Consider the following 19,170-nt stretch of genomic DNA (forward strand, 5'->3'; position numbering starts at 1 on the left):
CACCAATCAAATAATAAAAAGTTTGGAGATGTAAGATGAATAGCTTACTGAAAAAAACAACGATACTAGCTGCTCTATCAGTATCGTTACTAGGTTGTGATGACGTTGACGAAGGTTACGCAAACAACTTTAAAAATGACAATCCAGTTGGATTTTCAATGGAAAATATCGCTGCCGAATTCGAAGAGGTTTCCGGCATACAACAAGTTAACTTATTAGAAGGTGCAATGGTTGATGGTGAACCATTAACTCTAGAAAGCTCTTCTTCCCCAATATATATCAGGGATTTTAACTTTGAAACTTTAACTGATGGTTTTACTACGCCACAGGCTCCAGGTTTTGCCAACAACCAAGGTGTATCTCCTTTTACTATTGGCGATGATGGTGTAACACTTGAAATTGATACTGATGCCTTTGCTGAAGCATTAAGAATGTGTGATCCAACCGATGTAAGAGGCGCAGTAGATGAAAACAATAACCCAATAGGAAACGGAGTTAGAGATTTCCCAACATTGGTTGAATATAGTATTACTTATGTTGTCGATAACGGTTATGAATATGCACCAGGTGAAGAGCACCCAGTTCGCACATTAGAATTAACCATTACCGCAGGTAGCGATCCTGTAGCAAACGTTCAAGCGTTTGATATAAATGTTGCTTCAGGGGATAGCGTTCCTATGTTATCTGCTACTGCTCCAGCATATTCATGTAATAGCAATTTGACTTATGACGTTGCTGATACTTCAATTGCAAGTGTTGACGAAAACGGTGTTATTACCGGTAACAATAAAGGTCAAACGACTATTACTGTTGCCAGTGTTGAAAACCCTGAGTTAACAGCAACGGCTACCATCAATGTAACACCAGGTTTTAACCTTTTGATTACTAACCAAGAGTTTAATGACCTAGGTGCACCATTAGGTACAAAAGCGGTACCGACTTGTTCTGCAATAGGTGTAAACGTTGAGCCGACTATTGTTGCTGATGAATTATCAGGCGAATATACTTACGCTTGGTCTTCAGACTCGCTTGTATTAGCCAAAGAAGAGACAACAGGCGGCTTTAGTGCAACCGGTCGATTTGCTAATACCTTAGCCGTAGGAGAAAGTGCTGACATTACTGTTGGTTATGGTTCAGGTTATTCGGGTTCAACCGCTGCAGGTGACGTACAACCGCAAATGGTTACCGTTACAGCTGAAAGAAACTTAGCGTGTGATCCAGGTTTAAATGCTGATGGTACTGACTTTTTCGCCTCTGACCTTAAACTTGATTCAGGTAATTGGGGAGCAAGTGCGACCCATGTTGCTGAAGGCTTAGACGGTACATCTTTGCAAATTACCTCGACTAATGGCGGTAAATTTTATGGCGGTGTTGTTCAGCAACAATGGAACCAAGTGTTTAACTATCATGCAGCGACTTATGGACGTGGCGGTGCATCAATTGGCAGAACATTTAAGTTTAAAGTTTGGGCAAAGCTAGGCCAATTACCGACAGAAGAAGTTAAGTTAGAGCACTCTATCATTCCATGGAATTGTGATGGTTGTGACGGTTTAGCTAACTACCCGGCACGAATCGAAGCGGGTGTAGCAGGAACGGTTACTGCCGTACTTAAACCAACAACTGATTGGCAGTTAGTTGAGTTTATTAACCCACTAACAGGGACAGATGAGTGGTCAGTACCTGCGCATTTCAACGTATCAACTGCCGCTTTCCTATCTTGGGATATCTATGGATTTGCTGACGGTGAAACTATTCTGCTAGATAATTATTCAATTGTTGAAGTTGAGTAAATTACAACTTAAATCAAAAAGCCATTCATTATGAATGGCTTTTTTTTCTCAAAATAATACATAAGGAGATACAATGAAATCCTTAAATATAAAAAAAATAATAACAAAACACTTAACAATTTTAACGTTTTTTATCAGCTGCATTTGTGCATTCAATGTGCTTGCCGAAGACGCTATTATCGATTTATCTGCAACCGAACTAATTGGCTATACTGAACCTCCGAAGGTTTTTATTGAGCTAGAGGTAAATAAGACTCGTGACTTACATGTCGCCTTTCAAAATATGGATGGGTGGCAAACAATAAAAAGAACCATGAAGCGTATTAGAGAATCTGGTAAATATCATTTTGAAGTGCCTATAGATAATTTAAAACCAGGAAAATACCGTATTGACGCATATATTGCGCCAAGAGGAAAAAATTGGAGCGACCGTTTAACAGAGACAAAGCATTTTGAGTTTGAAGTAGTCAATGAAGAAAAATACGTAAAGAAAACACTCTTTAGTAGTCAAGACAAGATAAAATTTGTTGATTGGCCAAAGAAAATCGTTGGCACGCAAGAGGCAACATTAAAAATAAAATATGATATTACTGAAACTCGTAATTTACATATTAAACTCCTCGATAGTAGTAACTGGAAAGAATATGGCGCATTGAAGTTTCCTGTTACAGAGCCGGGTGAAATTACTTTACCGTTAAGTAATTTGAAAAGTGATTTTCCAGAAGGTAAATATGCTTGGGTTGTTTTTTTAACAACTTCAGATGATAGCACTGAAATGAGTGAAAAATACGGTAAGCATTTTGAATTAATCTATGGTGAAGAAGAATAGTTAATCGATGTTTGAATTAAACCCCAAATTAAAGCAGCAAGCCATAAGAGTTGGCAACGAACAAACGCCAATTTTTATAGTCGATGACTTTATGGGCGACTATCAAGGTGCTATTGATGAAGCAATAGCCCTACCTTATCGCAATGATAAAGATAGTGTTGGCGAATATTATCCAGGCATAAGAGCACCTGTAGGTAAAGATTATGGTATGTCGCTGTTAAAGCAGACTGCTGCTATCTTTTATAAAATTTTTGGTGTGCCAAGAGCCCTCACTTTATACCCTAAAAATGGTAGCTACTCTTTGATCACTAAACAGGAACATGAAATGGATTTGCTCCAATGTATTCCACATTTTGACAATAATGATACTTTTAGTTTTGCAATGATTCATTATTTAAATAATGGTGAGTTTGGAGGTACCGGATTTTATCGACATAAACCAACAGGTTATGAAAATATTAGCGTTGGGCGTAAAGCTCAATATATAAAAACATCACAAGAATTTATTAATCAAAATGGTGAACCTCAGCAACGTTATTTTACTAAATCAACAGAGCATTATGAGCTGATTCATAAAGTAGAATATAAACCAAATCGATTGGTTATTTATCCGGCAACGTTATTACACTCCGCGTATATAGATAACCCACAGCGAGATGTTAGCTCCGACCCAAAAACTGGCCGCCTAAGCGCCAACTTTTTTATTGAATTTAAATAGCCTTTAAAGGTAAAAACAGAATGAATAAACCACTCTTTTTAGTAACCATTGCTTACTTTTTCACAGCAAATATACCAGCCTTTGCCGATATACCAGCAAGTGCACAACAAGGCGAGATACGTTGGCAACTAAAGGGCAATCGATCTGATGATTTCAATCAACCAAGCCTTGATAATCGTAAATGGGATAATGCACCTAAAAAACTAAATGTAGGAGCATGGACATTTGCCAAAGATAATGCTTTTGTCGCTGACGGTAAACTCAATATTATGGCAACGCAGGAAACTCACACTAGACCTTTTAGAGATGTTTGCTTGCAAGGTAAAAAAGTAGACCGAGAGCTGTATTATAAATCTGGAGCTGTGCAAACCAAAGCAGATGGTGTTTATGGTTATTATGAAGCGAAGATAAAGGGAGTAAAGGTTTTCCCTGGCCTTAGCCCTGCATTTTGGTTATATAGTGATGGTCATCCATTTAACGATCGAAACGTAGTTGGCTCTGTTGATTACAGTGAAATTGACATTGTTGAGCTGCAACAAGCCGATTGGCATGGCCCTAAATTTGATGATGCAGATCCAATCAATATGATGGATCACAATTTACACGCCCGAATTGTTGGTAAAGATGGCAAAACATTTTGGCGTCGCCCTAAGCCCTACCCAGAACAGCAGTTGTTACAATATGAAGCACCTTTTGACCCTTCATTAGATTTTCATACCTACGCAGTCGAAAACAGAAAAGATAAAATCTCATGGTATGTAGATGGAAAATTAGTGGGCTCAAAACAAAATTTATATTGGCACCGACCAATGCATGTGATTTTTTCTATGGGACTGAGAAGACAGTTTATTAAGTTCAATCCTAAATGCCAAAGAGCAGATCCTAACCCTAACAATGTAACTTCAGAAGGGTTTCCTGAAGATGCCACTATGCAAATTGATTATGTCAAAGTTTGGCAAGCCATGCCCTCAGTCTGGATAGAGCAACAACAACTTAATAAGGAAAAGATTAATAAACAAAATAACTCAATAAACCTTACGGTTCATTATCACGGCGGCAGCAATGATTATGTAGTGGAAAATAACAAGAAAGGTTTAACATTGCAGTTAATTGAGAAAAACCAACAAGGTTTCGTTAGGACGTTAAAAACAGTCACAGATACTTCAGCTGCTGACGATAAGCATAAGTTCGGGGGCTCAATTAATATGGTACTTAATCTGGATGATGTTAAAGCATCTTCAGAATTGGCACAAGGCCATTACTATGTGCTCGCTCCTTCATTTAAATCATCAAATGGCTCTACTATCTGGAGCCAAGTTGAAAATAAAATCGAACTTTAACAAGGCATACTAAAGTGAATAAGAACAAATCTTTTTTTATAGCAACGTGCCTATCATTTATTAGCACCTCTTGTATGAGTTCAACAGAAACAAAACAAATAGCTAGTGAAAACACATTATTTGTTGAGCAAGCCCCAAAAATATTTAACAAGGACGGTAAAAACCGTAAAGGTTGGGATGCGCCAACCATTGCAGATTTAGATCAAGATGGATTTGCCGATATCTTAATTAATGATCATGGTTATGGATTAAGAGTGATGTGGAATAATCAAGGTAAGTTTGCTTTTCCATACGATATATTAATGGGGGATCTGCACGGTGTTTCGGTTGGCGATATAGATTTTGATGGTCAACTCGATATAATTATTTCGCGCGGCGGCGGCTCAGGTAGCAATGCTCGAAATGCAAAAATATACAGCGTAGATAAGCAACGTCAATTTAAAGCTTGGCCAGATTTTAAAGAGCCTCTGGCGTTAATGCGAGGACGTACGGTTAAATTTGTCGATTTAGACAACGACGGCGATCTAGATTTACTTAACTTTGCTTTTCCAAGCAATTCTAAAGAATCAGTAAAGAAAACTGAAAATTATATATACCAAAACAATGGTAAAGGCCTTTTAACCTTACGCTCTACAATCCCTATGGTACATGGCGATGGTCAAAAGACTTTAGTAACCGACTTTAATCAGGATTCACACCCAGACATTCTCATCTACGGGCATGGTGAGGTAAAAGCTTATCAAGGTAATGGTGATTTTACTTTTACAGATGTATCTAAAACCATTCTTCCATTCGCTATAAATAATGTTACGGCCATTGCAGAGCTTGATTATGACAATGATGGTGATTTTGACTTAATTTTCACTCGAGGTGTAGAGTTCGAAAAAGGCGAAACCTTCTATAACGAGCAAACGAAGTTATTAGGCTTTTATACTAAACGAGGTGCTTTTCGCTTTGACGATCTAGAAATTGGAGATACCTTAAAAATTGAAAATTATCAGGCTCCTTGGCCTGAAACCCTACCCTATATTGCCGAACCCGGTTACAAGCTCAGCTACCAAGGAGAAACCCATTCAGGTAGAACCATTAATTTGATCAGCAGCGACTCTTTCGGTTTCCCAGACAATATCACCGACAAAAAAGGCGCATTTATCGGCTATGTAGGTAATAAGAAATGGCGAATTTCTGGCAATATGTTTTCACCATTTAGTGGTGTTATCCACAATGTAAAATCCTATCCTAAAAGTGCTCATAGAGAAGGATTAACCGACCTATTAATGGAAAATAAAAATGGTAAATTTATCGATATTTCAACGAATGTTGGTTTAGTTGACAACCACCATTCCACCGGAGCTATAGTTGCTGATATAGACAATAATGGATTTAGTGATTTGGTGATAATGCGACGAGGGAATTTAATCCAAGCAAATTCAGCATTAGTTTATCTTAATCAACTGTCTGAAACTGATAAACGACAATTTTTAAAAGTTGCACATCATGGAGTTATTTCACCTGAGTTAGGTGCATCAGGACTGAGTGGTGAAGTTATAGATTATGACCTAGATGGCCGTTTAGATTTAATCACTGGCAATGAACGCGGACAGTGGCATTTATTTAAAAATAGACAAGACAATCAAAATAATTTTTTGAAAGTAACGTTACCAATAACCATGCAAAACAATACAAGTACATTAGGGGCACTTGTTAAGGTAGAAGCATGCGGAAATACGCAACAAAAGCGAGTGGGATCTTCTGGAGCAAGTTATGCTACATCATATGATCTTAATCTACACTTTGGTTTAGGTCTATGTGAAAAAGTTGAAAGTGTTACGATTACTTGGTCTAACAATCATACAAGCAAGTATTCTGAAATAAAAATCAACAAAACTTTAATCGTGGATAGTTAAAGATCGCGTCACAAATTTGGCACATTTTAGGCACTTTTATCAACACCTGATATAAGTTCATGATTTAAAAACAGATAAAGGGAGTGGTTCCGCCCCTCCGGAGGGCGAGGCCGCAGGTTCGACTCCTGCCGGGTGGGCCATTTCTCATGCACTAGTTAGCTTAGTTAAAATCGTAGTGTAATGTTTCGATACGCCACTTTGTTTTTATTGTATTCTGCAAAGAACTACATTGTGCTTGTCTATTCTGAGCGCTTTGATTTGAAATAGAAAACTCTTTCCCTGAGACCTCAATTTGCTCTGCTAAGTAACTCAGTTTATTTACATCATCTACAAGCACCATGCCAATTAACCCAAGATAACTCAGCGTTGAGATTTTTTTCTGCTCATCGATAAATTCATTTTCTAAACAATAATCTAATTGCACTTTCTGCTGGGCAAAATCCTCTAACTCCTCATTACTCAGCACTACATGAGGCGCTATTGTTTTTAATAAATGTGAGTCTTTTCCAGTTTTATTTGGTAAATGCTTAGAACATTCATCTTGGTTATGCTCAGAGCAATCGATAAAGTCGATAAGTTGTTGGTATGCTTGTGGCCCAGCTTCTTTCGCCATTGCCGAAGCTGGCATCATGCTGTTAATTAACACGATAAAAATAAAGTTAAATAAGTTGGAGTTGGTCATCAGGAAATACTTGTTGAAAAATGCTTTTATTAGTCTTAATAACTATTTTAAGACGATAAATTTAATATGCTGTAGCCTTGCAGTAGCTAAGTGTAGATATTTGTAATAACAAAGAATTTAAGCATATATTTCCAACTATTGGTTTTAATAAGCGCTTAATTTTTCTATTATATTAACTAACAATCATTATTTAGATAAACCATGACTGATCCAATTCGACAAGTACCGCAGCCCAAAGAAAGCAAACAACAATGTCACATAATTTTGGCAGGCAACTTAGTGGCGAAGCCAGATATCCGCTACAGAGCAAATCCAGTAGTGCCAATTGCCGAGTTTGTTGTTGCAACTAATCATTCATGGTTTGATAAAAAGACCAATTCATTTAAAGATTGGACAAGTTATCACCATTGTCATTTAGAAGGTCACAATGTTGAAGAACACTTTTTGTTTGCCGAAAAAGGCCAATTACTAATGCTTCATGGCGCATTGGCTACCAGTAAAAGAACGGGTAAAGATTTTATCCAGGTAGAGTGTTTATCGGTTTTAGGTAAAGGTGTTCATCAAGGTATAAACCAAGCAATTTGTAATGCCACATTAATATCAGATATAAAGCTCGTTAAAACTGAAAACAATGTTAGCTTAGCTGAGTTTACTGTCACCATTAACGAACCAGGATTTAGTGAAGCAGATCAAAACTTCAAAGGTCAAAAAATCGAACGTTTAGTGCACCTTTGGGGTAAAAGTGCCGAATACTTTGCAAGTAAAGCAGCTATTGGCCAACACGTGTTAATTGAAGGCAGTGTCAGTTATGTTAGCACACAAAAGAACAAGCAATTTATTGAAGCAAAGAAAGTCATTATTTGCCCATCTAAAACATAGCCTGTTTTATGTTTAAAACCTTAAAGAATTACTGGCCACAGCTCAGTTTTATATTAATTTTTTTAATAATAAGCGGGCTTATTGCCAGTATTTTCCACTTCTCTGGTGTATTTGAACATTTCAATAAAGAGTGGATTGAAACCACTGTGCATGGCAGTGGCATCAAAGGAATTAGCTACTTTATCGCTATTATCGCCTTAGCTACTAGTTGTGGCATGCCAAGACAAGCGGCCGCCTTTGCTGCGGGTTTCGCCTTTGGCACAGTACAAGGTACGCTTATTGCCACTTTTGCCGCAGCAATAGGTTGTAGCATCACCTTTTACACTGCCCGGTTTATTATTAGGCCTTTAGTATTACAACGCTTTACAGACAAAGTCGTTATCTTCAACCGCTTCTTGCAAAAAGACACCTTTGAAAAAACCTTCATCATTCGCCTTATTCCAGCTGGTAATAACTTCTTATTGAATTTATGTTCTGGTGTTGGCGCTATTGATGCAAAGAAGTTTATATTTGCCTCATATTTAGGCTTCTTTCCGCAAATGGCTATATTTGCAATGGCTGGTAGTGGTATTCAGCTAATGAGTTACTGGCAGATTGGCGCAAGTGCAGTGTTAAGCGTTATTGCTAGCCTCATGAGTTATCGACTCTATCGAAAATATAAACAGCAGCTTGCGCATTAGTCACACTAAGAGCTGCTACAAAAACAAACAATTCAACACACACTTTGACAGCTAAAAAAGTAACTTAGCATTATTATGTAAATAATGTGTGAGTTAGCTGTTAGTGAGATGCGATTGTGAGAAATAAAAATTTTGGTTTTACTTTAATAGAATTAGTTATAGTTATTGTCCTTTTAGGTATTTTAGCAGCTACAGTAGCACCTAAATTTATAGACCTAAGTGGAGATGCCAACCGAGCTAAAATAGAGGCCATGGGGGGCGCATTATTAAGCGCTAACGAGATTATTTTTTCAAAGTCAGTAATCAAAGGTGTGCATAATGAAGAAGATATGGATGCCGCAGTATTAAACCCTAACTATGCTGGTGCAAGGCTTATGTATGGTGAAATGCAAGCCGATGAAGTAACCTTGAAAATGTTTGTTGAAGGGCTTGATGATAGTTCGAAATGGACCTTAACACCAAATGGCGATATGAATATGCGTATTCACCCTGCCGATCACCCAACTATCGGTGACGGTCCTGGAAACTGCTTTGTGCAGTACCACCATAAACATTCTTGGGATGATGATAATGATCCAGAGACTCCGGATGCAGTGGTACCAACAGGGATAACTTTTTGGACAGATGACTGCTAATTTATGCGAATAAATTTCACAAAAAAGGCGCTCAATGAGCGCCTTGTGTTTAATATGTATTTTTTACTTTAAAGTAAGTAAGTATAAAACTACATTTTTATAATCATTTAAGAAATCAGAGCGACTTAGGTTTCTTGCTTCAACTTTATATTTACCGTTAACGATAATCGTTGGTACGCCTGTTAATGCACCTTTACGGCTCATTTCGTCTTGAATTTTCTTCATTTGCTTGGCTTTAGAATTAACACCAAAGCTTTTCATTAATTTTTCAAATTGGTCGCCATCAACACCATTCTTTTCGAATAGCTTACGTAAGTCAGCAATCGTTGCTAATGGTAAACGTTGTACTTGGATTGCTTCAAACATTGCCGCAATTAATTGTTCTTTTTGCGGTAACTGCTCAGCAACAACTAGCGCTTGCGTGATTTGAAATTGAACTTGAGGGCTAGCAGCACGTAAAAAGTCTACGTGGTTTTTTTCAAATTTCGCGCCAGCAGGTAAAGATTTAGCTAAATCTTTCATGAAAGGTTCAAACTTCAAACAGTGTGGGCAGTAGAAAGAGAAGAACTCACGAACTTCAGGAGTAGCCGTTACGGTGTCATTAACAACAGTGTAATGTTTGCCTTCTTCATATTTTGCCGCATTGGCAGCAAGAGGTAGCATTAATGCTACAAAAATCATGCTAATAAATTTTTTCATTAGTGTTTAAATCCTTACTAATTTTTACGCTATATATTTTATTGTGGCGTTAAGCTTAACGCGGGTTCTTGTAAAATTGCAAATTGCTCTTTAAGCATTAATATTTGCTGTTCCCAATATTTCTCGGTATTGAACCAAGGAAAATTTCTTGGGAAAGCGGGGTCTTGCCAACGCTTAGTTAACCACGCCATATAATTAATTAATCTCATCGAACGCAATGATTCTATCAGTCTTAGCTCACTATGTTCAAATGAAAAGAACTCTTCATAGCCCATTAACAGGGTGTCTAATTGTAACAATTGTTGTTGTCGATCACCTGAGAGCATCATCCAAAGGTCTTGAACGGCAGGGCCAGTACGGCAATCATCAAGGTCAACAAAGTGCGGTCCAGCATCAGTCCATAAGATATTACCGGCATGGCAATCACCATGTAAACGAATTTGTTTTTGTGGCTTATATTGCTCAGCAGATAATTCAATGACCTGATCAAGCACAGTATAAAAAGGCAGCTGTAAGCCCTGAGATACCATATCAGGCGTATTAACTAATATATCGCGGGCTTGATATAGATACTCATCAGTATTGATTGCAGGGCGGTGGATAAATGGCGTTTTATTGGCAACTGCATGGATACGGCCGATAAAGCGTCCCATCCACTCTAAATGATCAAGGTTATCTACCTCAAAGGTTCTGCCTCCTCGGCAGGGAAAAACTGCAAAATCAAAGCCCTGATGATGGAAGATACTTTGTCCATCTCGAACTAATGGAGCAACCAAAGGTAGTTCTTGTTGCTCTAACTCTATGGCAAAATCATGCTCTTCTTGAATTTGCGCAAGACTCCAACGATTTGGCCTATAGAATTTAGTAACAAACTTTATATTATCATCGTCGTGGAATTGATAAACGCGATTTTCGTAGCTGTTCAAAGCTAGCAAACCGCTAGCAACCGAAAATCCAGCGCTTTCTAAACCATCAATAATCGTTTCTGGCGATAGGCTCGCGAAGCTAAAATCAGTCATTAGCGTTTATTAAAAAACACACTTTGTTGTTTTAAAATCACATCGTTATCTATTGGCTCTACCTGCTGAATCACAAACGAAATATCATTCATATATGTCTCTAAATCATAAGGGTCGACAGCGATACTAATCGCTAAAGTAGATATTTGTGCACCACTAACTGTAACCTGCTGTTGACCTTGCCATGTATAGTCTTTTAAGCCTTCGACATGGATTTTATAAGTTGCTGTATGTTGAGATTTATTCAATATTTTTAAGGTATAAACATTCTCAACCATACCTTCTATATTTTCTCGCGCCAATGTATTTCGATCGCGAATAATATCAAGCTGTAATGGTACTCGCGTAGCTAAGTCAGTGATAAAAAAGCCGCTCATTAATATTAAGACAAATGCATACATAAACAGCTTAGGGCGAAGTATGTGTACTGTTTTGCCTTTTAAAGCAGTTTCAGTGGTATGACGGATAAGGCCTTTTCTATAACCCATTTTAGCCATTACATCGTCACAAGCATCAACACAGGCCCCACAATTAATACACTCATATTGCAGGCCATTACGGATATCTATACCGGTAGGACATACTTCAACACAGAGTGAACAATCAATACAATCGCCTAAGCCGAGCTCTTTAGGATCAGCTTTACGAGAGCGTCGCCCTCTAGTTTCACCACGATTTGCATCATAAGAAACCGTTAGCGTGTCTTGGTCAAACATCGCCGATTGAAAACGTGCGTATGGACACATATGCAAACACATGATTTCACGCATCCAGCCAGCATTGCCATATGTACAAAATGCAAAAAAGAAGATCCAGGCAGTTGCGGCTATAGATGCGTTAAAGGTAAAGAAGTCTACCGTTAACTCGCGCATAGGCACAAAATAGCCAATAAAAGTAAGTGCTGTTAGGGTTGAGAAAATTAGCCAGCAGGTATGTTTAGCAGCCTTTCGCCAAAATTTATTAAAATCCATCGGCTGTTTATCTAGGCGTTTACGCTGGTTGGCTGTCCCCTCGAATTTTTCTTCAAACCAAATAAAGATAAAGGTCCAAACCGTTTGTGGACACATATACCCACACCAGACGCGACCAAGGAAAGTAGTAACAAAGAAAAGTAAAAAAGCGGCGATTATTGAAATCCACGCTAATAAAGTTAAATCTTGCGGCCATAAAGTTAAACCAAAGATATTAAAGCGTTGTTCGCCAAGATCAAATAATACGGCTTGTTGGCCATTAAAATTTAACCAAGGAAGAAGGGCAAATCCAGCAAGAAAGACAAAGTTCATTTTGCGACGAAGTCTTTGAAAAAAACCACTAACCTTACGCACATAAATTTGGTCGCGCGGCTTGTATTCTTCCACCCCACTATTTTTAGGTTTATGAACTTTAATGTTCTTAACCGGTATTGTCTGCTTATGCTTTGGGTTAGGTTTATTGTCGACCATGTTCTTTCCCTAAATGACAAATTTGAGTATTGTTATGGCTTAATTATAACCCTAAGCTTAACTAAAAATATGATTTGAATTAAGTTTTTGTAACTTTTTCCGTTTTTTGTGCTTAAATTGGTTATCATTAATATCAAATCAACGTCAAAATAACTGGCTATTAAAAAACATGTTTAAAAAAATACTCGTCATTATTGTTGCAGCAGCTGTTTATTTGCATTTTTATCCTAACGAAGAATTAACCAATTGGTTCAACTCTTCTAAAGAAGAAGCTCAAACAAAGTTTGCTGACATTTCAGATACCAAAGCTAAAGTTGCACCATCAAAGTTAATTTCGGTGCTGCAAAGAGATTTTAAAAACTTTACAAAATTTGAAGTTGCTTACGTAAAAGAATTAGCCGAATCAAGAGAGAATTTGCGCGAATTTCATAAGACTTATTGTGAAACTGAGCAAGGTAATGAGAGATTAAGAAGAGAGCATGTAAAAAAAGTATGCTCTACTTTAGAGCAATATCGAATCTTATAGTTTTTTATAAAGTTACTTCAAAGGGCATGGTCAAAATCTAAACAACGCCCTTTAGACTGAGTAACTTTATTTGTTTTTTCCTAGTTGTTGCAATACTTTAGCAAACTTATCAGCAACCTCTTCTTGCTGTGCATGTTTGTAATCATTTACCACCCAATGACCATTTACCATAACATCTTTGATTGGACTGCTTTGGCTAGCAAACATCACGCTATCGAGTAAGAATTGATTATCATTGGCGAATAAGCGAGTTTTACTTTCATCTAAAACGAGTAAGTCCGCCTGCTTACCCACTTCTAGCTCACCAGTATTTGAATTTGTGGTTAAAGCACCAGCTTTAGCAGTATGCTGCCATAAATTTTGGCCTACCGATTCAGTTTGACGAGTTGCTAAAATAGCACGCTGTTGTTTAATCAAACGCTGCGCATATTCTAACAACCTGAGCTCTTCAATGGCCGAAACACTAATGTGACTATCCGAGCCAATTGCCACCTTACCGCCTTGCTCCATAAACTCTGTAGTTGGGAATATACCATCACCTAGATTAGCTTCAGTAGTAGGGCAAATACCAGCAACCGCTTTACTGGCAATAATACCTGCTACTTCTTGTTCATCTATATGGGTGGCATGAATCAAACACCAGTTTTCATCTAAGTCTGCATTATCTAGCAACCATTGCACCGGGCGATTACCGTAATGAGCAAGACAATCATCAACTTCTTTTTGCTGTTCACTAATATGAATATGAATAGGCGCTTTTGCATCTAAGCTGCGCACATGCTTAACCGCGGATAGTAAAGAGTCTTTATCTACAGCACGTAATGAATGCGGAGCAATACCAACATTGGTATTTTGTTGTTGGCTAGATAGCTCATAGCAGTCAGTAACTAATTGATTAAACTGCTCTATTGAGTTAATAAAACGTTTTTGACCACTGTTAGGTTGCTCAGGTCCAAAACCACTAAAACGATACATAACAGGTAGCATAGTTAAGCCTATTCCTGAATGCTTTGCAGCTTGAAAGATAGCACTTGCCATCTGTGCCAGCGATTGATGATTTTCACCATCTTTATCGTGATGTAAATAGTGAAACTCAGCTACTCGGGTATAACCAGCTTGTAGCATTTCAATATAAAGTTGTTGAGCAATAACTTGTGCCTGTTCAACCGAGATATTATCAAGAAACTGATACATTATTTTACGCCACGTCCAAAAGCTATCTTGGCTAGCGCTACCTTGCTCAGAAAAACCGGCAAAGCCACGTTGAAACGCATGCGAATGACAGTTGATCATTCCAGGGATAACACTGCCCTTGGCTACATAGGCATCTGCATCTTGACCATCAGTGATGTTAGTAATAACGCCATCATCAATGTGCAAGGTTTTGTCTTGCTGCCAACCATTGGCTAATAGAATATTTTTTGCAAATAATTTCATCATATTAACTCTACTACTTTATTTAATATCGATTTATTAGGACTAAGTGCATGGCGTTATGATTGCGCAAAATCTGCCATAGTGTTTACTAAATTTTGTAACTTAGGTATTACCTGCTCAGCTTTTTCATCAGCGTACTCTAAAGTATCTTCATTCATATAAGTGCGCTGAGATAGCTCTAATTGCAGGGTGTGGATGTTACGCCCTATATCAGCATAAGCTCGGGTGATGTAACCACCTTTAAAACGTCCATTAGTCACTTGACTATATGGTGAGTAATCTAGAGCTTCAATTGCTGTAACAAGAGCCTCATCACAGCTTACACCATTATTAGTACCAAAATTAAAGTCTGGTAATTGGCCATCAAAAAAGCGAGGCACTACTGAAGCAATAGAGTGTGCCTCTAGCATTACCGCCTTACCAAACTCTTGTTGTAATTTATCTAATGTTGCCTGGATAGCTTGATGATACGGTTGCCAATAAAGTTTTACTCGGCGTTCATTTTCAGCAACATCGGGAGATTGCTCTGGTAAATACAATGGCTTAGATTCAAAGCTAGTAGTTGGACAAAGTTCAGTTGTATCACTACCAGGGTATAAGTTAATACCTGTTGGGTCTCTGTTTAAATCAATAACATAGCGGCTGTATTTAGGCATTAATATATATGCGCCAAGATCAATGGCAAACGCATAGAGCTTATCCATATACCAGTCTGTATCTTGAACCGATAAACCAACAGGTGTCATTTTTGCTTTAATATCGTCAGGGATAGCTTCACCATTATGCGGCATACTGATTAATAACGGAATTTTGCCTTGAATTAACGTATATGTAGAGTTGCTCATTGAATACCTTTAAGTGAAAACTATAATCCCGTACTTACTATAGAGGGCACTATAGAGAGAAGTTGTATATACAAATTTATGCGTCAATTTAACATTTTGTCGACTTACTGGCAAAGTTAATATTTGCAATACCATAAAAGTTTTGGTTTAATTACAAACCTTTCGAAACGAAACTTAACTTTAACACTGAAACTTATGTCAAAACGAAATACTCAACAGCGCCGCCACAATATTCTTAGCCAATTGAGCGCAGCCGGTGAAGTAAGTGTTGATCAATTAGCAATTGAGTTTGAAACATCAGAGGTTACAATTCGTAAGGATTTATCTGCGTTAGAGAAAAGTGGCCTATTACTTCGTCGTTATGGCGGTGCCATTCCATTACCGCAAGAAATCGTTAATACCGAAGTTACTGAAAAAGTTTCATTACAAAAGTTAGCAATAGCCAAAGAAGCGGCTCGACATGTACGTGACCATAACCGCATTATAGTTGATAGTGGTCGTACAACGGCGGCAATGATCCCAGAGCTAAACCAAAAACGTGGCTTAGTTGTCATGACAAATTCCTTATCCATAGCTAATCGCCTACAAGAATTAGAAAACGAACCAACCCTATTAATGACAGGTGGTACTTGGGATGCAAACTCAGAAGCTTTTCAAGGTCAGGTAGCAGAATTAGTTTTACGTTCATACGATTTTGACCAACTTTTTATTGGTGCAGACGGCATTGATATTAATCGCGGTACAACTACATTTAACGAGTTAATTGGCCTTTCACAAGTAATGTCAGAAGTTGCTCGCGAAGTGATTGTTGTAGTTGAGTCTGATAAATTTTCCAGAAAAATCCCTAATTTAGAATTGCCTTGGGGACAAATAGATACTTTAATTACTGATAATAAATTATCGGTAGATATGCAAACAAATATTCAAAAAAGGGGCATTAAATTGATTTGTGCCCAGGTAAATTAATAAAAGGTTTTATATGTGCGGAATAGTTGGAGCAGTTGCTCAACGTGATGTCGCAGACATCTTAGTAGAAGGTTTACGCCGTTTAGAATACCGAGGTTATGATTCTTCTGGTGTTGCGGTAATCGATAATGACAGTAATTTAAATCGAGTACGCCGTTTAGGCAAAGTACAAGAGCTTGCTGATGCATTAACTTTAACGCCAACTCCAGGTGGTACCGGTATTGCTCATACCCGCTGGGCAACTCATGGCGTACCTTCTGAAACTAACGCCCATCCACATGTCTCAGGCACGAATATAGCTGTTGTGCATAACGGTATTATTGAAAACCATCAAGAGCTTAAAGTTAAATTAAAAGACTTAGGCTATGTATTTGTTTCTGAAACCGATACCGAAGTTATTGCCCATCTTGTTCATCACGAGTTAAAAACCTCAGATACACTATTAGAAGCAGTACAAAAATCTGCTAAGCAATTTGAAGGTGCATACGGCACAGTGATCATGGACTCAACCGATAAAGACCGAGTAGTTGTTGCTCGCTCTGGTAGCCCATTAGTTATTGGCTATGGTTTAGGTGAAAACTTTCTTGCATCCGATATGATGGCATTACTCCCTGTGACTCGTCGATTTTCTTATTTAGAAGAAGGCGATGTTGCTGAAATCACTCGTTTTGAAGTAAACATCTTCGATACAGACGGCAACAGCGTCGAACGTGAGATAACTGAGGCTAATGTTAGCCATGATGCGGGTGATAAAGGTGAGTACCGCCATTATATGCTTAAAGAAACTTACGAGCAGCCAACCGCTATTCGTAATACCTTAGAAGGTCGTTTTGAAAATGGCAAAATTGCTAGTGATGCCTTCGGCGTTAATGCAACAGGTTTAAGCGCTGATGATATCTTTAAAGACATCGAGCACGTACAAATTATTGCCTGTGGTACTTCGTATCATTCAGGTATGGTTGCCCGTTATTGGTTAGAGCAATACGCCGGGGTGAGCTGTAATATTGAAATCGCCAGTGAATTTAGATACCGCAAGTCATTTGTACCTAAAAATGCTTTAATCGTAACGATTTCACAATCTGGTGAAACAGCCGATACCTTAGCTGCCCTTCGTCTTGCTAAAGACCTAGGCTACCGTGCAAGTTTAAGTATTTGTAACGTACCTGGTTCATCACTTGTACGTGAATCAGACCTAGCCTTTATGACCAAAGCAGGTGCTGAAATTGGTGTTGCCTCTACTAAAGCATTCACCACGCAATTAGTTGGTTTAATGATGATGACTATTGCAATTGGCCAGCACAAAACACTAGCTGATACAGAGCAACAAGAGCTAGTATCTGCGCTTATGGGTTTGCCAAACAAGTTAGAAGAAGTATTGACTTTAGCCGATGAAATCGAAGAGTTAGCCGTAGATTTTGCTGACAAGCATCATTCATTATTCTTAGGCCGAGGCGATCAATATCCTATCGCAATGGAAGGTGCCTTAAAGCTTAAAGAGATCTCTTACATTCACGCCGAAGCATATGCAGCAGGAGAATTAAAACATGGTCCTTTAGCGCTAATCGATGCCGATATGCCAGTGATTGTTGTCGCACCGCGTAACGACTTAATTGAAAAGTTAAAATCAAACGTTGAAGAAGTACGTGCCCGCGGTGGTTTAATGTATGTATTTGCCGATAAAGATGCACACTTTGAATCAGACGATTCGATGAAGGTAATTAATGTGCCACACTGTGAAGACTCAATTGCACCAATCGTGTATACCTTACCGCTGCAATTACTTTCATACTACGTAGCTATAATTAAAGGTACCGACGTTGACCAACCGCGTAACTTGGCTAAATCAGTTACGGTTGAATAATATTTATATCGCAAACTCTATTTAAACAAAAAAGCGACAAACAGTAATGTTTGTCGCTTTTTCATTTTATAGAACTTGTTAATCTCATTAACTAGCTATTTATTGATTTTAAGTTATAAGCTATCGAGCTAGCCAGCCACCGTCTACAGCCAAAACATGGCCATTAACATAATCACTGGCATCTGAGGCTAAAAATACTGCCGCGCCACATATTTGTTCTGGCTCCCCCCATTTACCACTTGGGATACGATCTGTAATCGCCTGATTACGCTCAGGGTCATCTTGCAAAGCTTGGGTATTGTCAGTTTTGAAATAACCAGGAGCTATTGCATTGACTTGAATATTATCGATTGCCCATTCATTGGCTAATGCTTTGGTGATACCAACGAGCGCATGCTTACTCGCAGTATATGCTGGCACGGTTATTCCTCCGGAAAATGAGAGCATGGAGGCAATATTTATGATTTTCCCTCTCCCTTGTTCCAACATCCCCCGACCAATAAGACGCGATAATAAAAAGGCTGAATTAACATTTACATTCATCACATTAAGCCACTCATCTTCTGGAAAATCTACCGCAGGACAACGGCTTATGGTACCAGCATTATTCACTAAAATGTCTACTTTACCTTGCCATTTTTGTGCTTGCTCGGCTAATAATTTCACATCTTGTGCATCATTTAAATCAGCGGCTATGGTTGTAGCCTTAACACCGAATTGCTCAATTTTTTTTACGGTATCAACACAGCCATTAATTGATGAGCTACTGCAAATAACATCAGCACCTGCAGATGCAAAACCAACTGCAATAGCTTGCCCTAAGCCTCGGCTAGCACCTGTTACTAAAGCGGTTTTTCCAACTAATGAAAACATATATTTATCCATATCATTTGAATCAAATGCACTAATAGTCGC

Annotated in this window: 18 protein-coding genes; 11 read left to right on the top strand and 7 right to left on the bottom strand. The window is 38.3% G+C overall.

The window, feature by feature from the left end:
* Positions 1-35: 35 nt before the first annotated feature.
* The 5 genes from FNN08_RS01015 to FNN08_RS01035 all read left to right on the top strand — a co-directional run bounded on the left by FNN08_RS01015 (position 36) and on the right by FNN08_RS01035 (position 6,584).
* Positions 36-1,790 carry an Ig-like domain-containing protein gene (locus FNN08_RS01015; RefSeq protein WP_143582782.1) on the top strand — a complete coding sequence of 585 codons (1,755 nt, stop codon included), beginning with the start codon at positions 36-38 and terminating at the stop codon, positions 1,788-1,790.
* 73 nt (positions 1,791-1,863) lie between these two features.
* Positions 1,864-2,619 (top strand): hypothetical protein, encoded by a 756-nt coding sequence (locus tag FNN08_RS01020; protein ID WP_143582783.1) that lies wholly within the window; start codon positions 1,864-1,866, stop codon positions 2,617-2,619.
* A gap of 7 nt (positions 2,620-2,626) precedes the next feature.
* Entirely contained in the window at positions 2,627-3,337 is a 711-nt protein-coding gene (locus FNN08_RS01025; RefSeq protein ID WP_143582784.1) for a DUF6445 family protein, read from the top strand.
* Positions 3,338-3,357: 20 nt separating this feature from the next.
* The gene (locus FNN08_RS01030) at positions 3,358-4,677 is read left to right on the top strand and encodes a family 16 glycosylhydrolase (RefSeq protein WP_143582785.1); all 1,320 of its coding nucleotides are present in this window, start codon (positions 3,358-3,360) and stop codon (positions 4,675-4,677) included.
* Positions 4,678-4,751: 74 nt separating this feature from the next.
* Positions 4,752-6,584: a CRTAC1 family protein gene (locus tag FNN08_RS01035; protein WP_143582786.1), complete on the top strand. Its 1,833-nt coding sequence runs from the start codon at positions 4,752-4,754 to the stop codon at positions 6,582-6,584.
* 160 nt (positions 6,585-6,744) lie between these two features.
* Here the strand turns inward: FNN08_RS01035 and FNN08_RS01040 are convergent, their stop codons facing one another.
* A complete protein-coding gene (locus FNN08_RS01040) occupies positions 6,745-7,266 on the bottom strand; it encodes a hypothetical protein (protein ID WP_143582787.1) in 522 nt (173 codons plus the stop codon).
* A 201-nt stretch (positions 7,267-7,467) separates the two neighbouring features.
* Here FNN08_RS01040 and FNN08_RS01045 point away from each other — a divergent pair, with 201 nt between their 5' ends.
* The 3 genes from FNN08_RS01045 (at position 7,468) to FNN08_RS01055 (ending at position 9,460) form a co-directional block, all read left to right on the top strand.
* Positions 7,468-8,145, top strand: a complete 678-nt coding sequence (locus FNN08_RS01045) for a single-stranded DNA-binding protein (protein ID WP_143582788.1) — start codon at positions 7,468-7,470, stop codon at positions 8,143-8,145.
* An 8-nt stretch (positions 8,146-8,153) separates the two neighbouring features.
* Positions 8,154-8,825, top strand: a complete 672-nt coding sequence (locus FNN08_RS01050; protein ID WP_143582789.1) for a TVP38/TMEM64 family protein — start codon at positions 8,154-8,156, stop codon at positions 8,823-8,825.
* A gap of 116 nt (positions 8,826-8,941) precedes the next feature.
* Positions 8,942-9,460 (top strand): type II secretion system protein, encoded by a 519-nt coding sequence (locus FNN08_RS01055; protein WP_185962533.1) that lies wholly within the window; start codon positions 8,942-8,944, stop codon positions 9,458-9,460.
* Positions 9,461-9,523: 63 nt separating this feature from the next.
* On the opposite strand, the gene FNN08_RS01060 is transcribed toward FNN08_RS01055, so the two are convergent.
* Genes FNN08_RS01060 through ccoG form a run of 3 tightly spaced genes read right to left on the bottom strand, consistent with a single transcriptional unit; the run spans position 9,524 to position 12,620 of the window.
* A complete protein-coding gene (locus tag FNN08_RS01060; RefSeq protein WP_143582791.1) occupies positions 9,524-10,159 on the bottom strand; it encodes a thiol:disulfide interchange protein DsbA/DsbL in 636 nt (211 codons plus the stop codon).
* A 38-nt stretch (positions 10,160-10,197) separates the two neighbouring features.
* Complete coding sequence (locus FNN08_RS01065; protein ID WP_143582792.1) at positions 10,198-11,178, bottom strand: serine/threonine protein kinase; 981 nt, start codon at positions 11,176-11,178, stop codon at positions 10,198-10,200.
* Positions 11,178-12,620, bottom strand: a complete 1,443-nt coding sequence (ccoG, locus tag FNN08_RS01070; protein WP_143582793.1) for a cytochrome c oxidase accessory protein CcoG — start codon at positions 12,618-12,620, stop codon at positions 11,178-11,180. The genes FNN08_RS01065 and ccoG overlap by 1 nt, the downstream gene beginning before the upstream one ends.
* Positions 12,621-12,789: 169 nt before the next feature.
* On the opposite strand from ccoG, the gene FNN08_RS01075 reads away from it, so the two are divergent.
* Complete coding sequence (locus FNN08_RS01075; protein WP_143582794.1) at positions 12,790-13,146, top strand: hypothetical protein; 357 nt, start codon at positions 12,790-12,792, stop codon at positions 13,144-13,146.
* A 66-nt stretch (positions 13,147-13,212) separates the two neighbouring features.
* Here FNN08_RS01075 and FNN08_RS01080 read toward each other — a convergent pair whose 3' ends face one another.
* Both FNN08_RS01080 and hutG read right to left on the bottom strand, forming a co-directional pair.
* Complete coding sequence (locus tag FNN08_RS01080; protein ID WP_260679248.1) at positions 13,213-14,586, bottom strand: formimidoylglutamate deiminase; 1,374 nt, start codon at positions 14,584-14,586, stop codon at positions 13,213-13,215.
* A gap of 53 nt (positions 14,587-14,639) precedes the next feature.
* Positions 14,640-15,428, bottom strand: coding sequence for an N-formylglutamate deformylase (gene hutG, locus FNN08_RS01085; RefSeq protein ID WP_143582795.1), 789 nt, complete (start codon positions 15,426-15,428; stop codon positions 14,640-14,642).
* Positions 15,429-15,623: 195 nt separating this feature from the next.
* Between hutG and FNN08_RS01090 the strand changes: the two genes are divergently transcribed.
* Complete coding sequence (locus tag FNN08_RS01090) at positions 15,624-16,394, top strand: DeoR/GlpR family DNA-binding transcription regulator (RefSeq protein ID WP_143582796.1); 771 nt, start codon at positions 15,624-15,626, stop codon at positions 16,392-16,394.
* A 13-nt stretch (positions 16,395-16,407) separates the two neighbouring features.
* Positions 16,408-18,255, top strand: coding sequence for a glutamine--fructose-6-phosphate transaminase (isomerizing) (gene glmS, locus FNN08_RS01095; RefSeq protein ID WP_143582797.1), 1,848 nt, complete (start codon positions 16,408-16,410; stop codon positions 18,253-18,255).
* Between the two features lie 120 nt (positions 18,256-18,375).
* Here glmS and kduD read toward each other — a convergent pair whose 3' ends face one another.
* Positions 18,376-19,140, bottom strand: a complete 765-nt coding sequence (gene kduD, locus FNN08_RS01100; protein WP_143582798.1) for a 2-dehydro-3-deoxy-D-gluconate 5-dehydrogenase KduD — start codon at positions 19,138-19,140, stop codon at positions 18,376-18,378.
* Positions 19,141-19,170: the final 30 nt, after the last annotated feature.

Source organism: Thalassomonas sp. M1454 (assembly GCF_007097525.1).
Lineage (GTDB): Bacteria > Pseudomonadota > Gammaproteobacteria > Enterobacterales > Alteromonadaceae > Thalassotalea_A.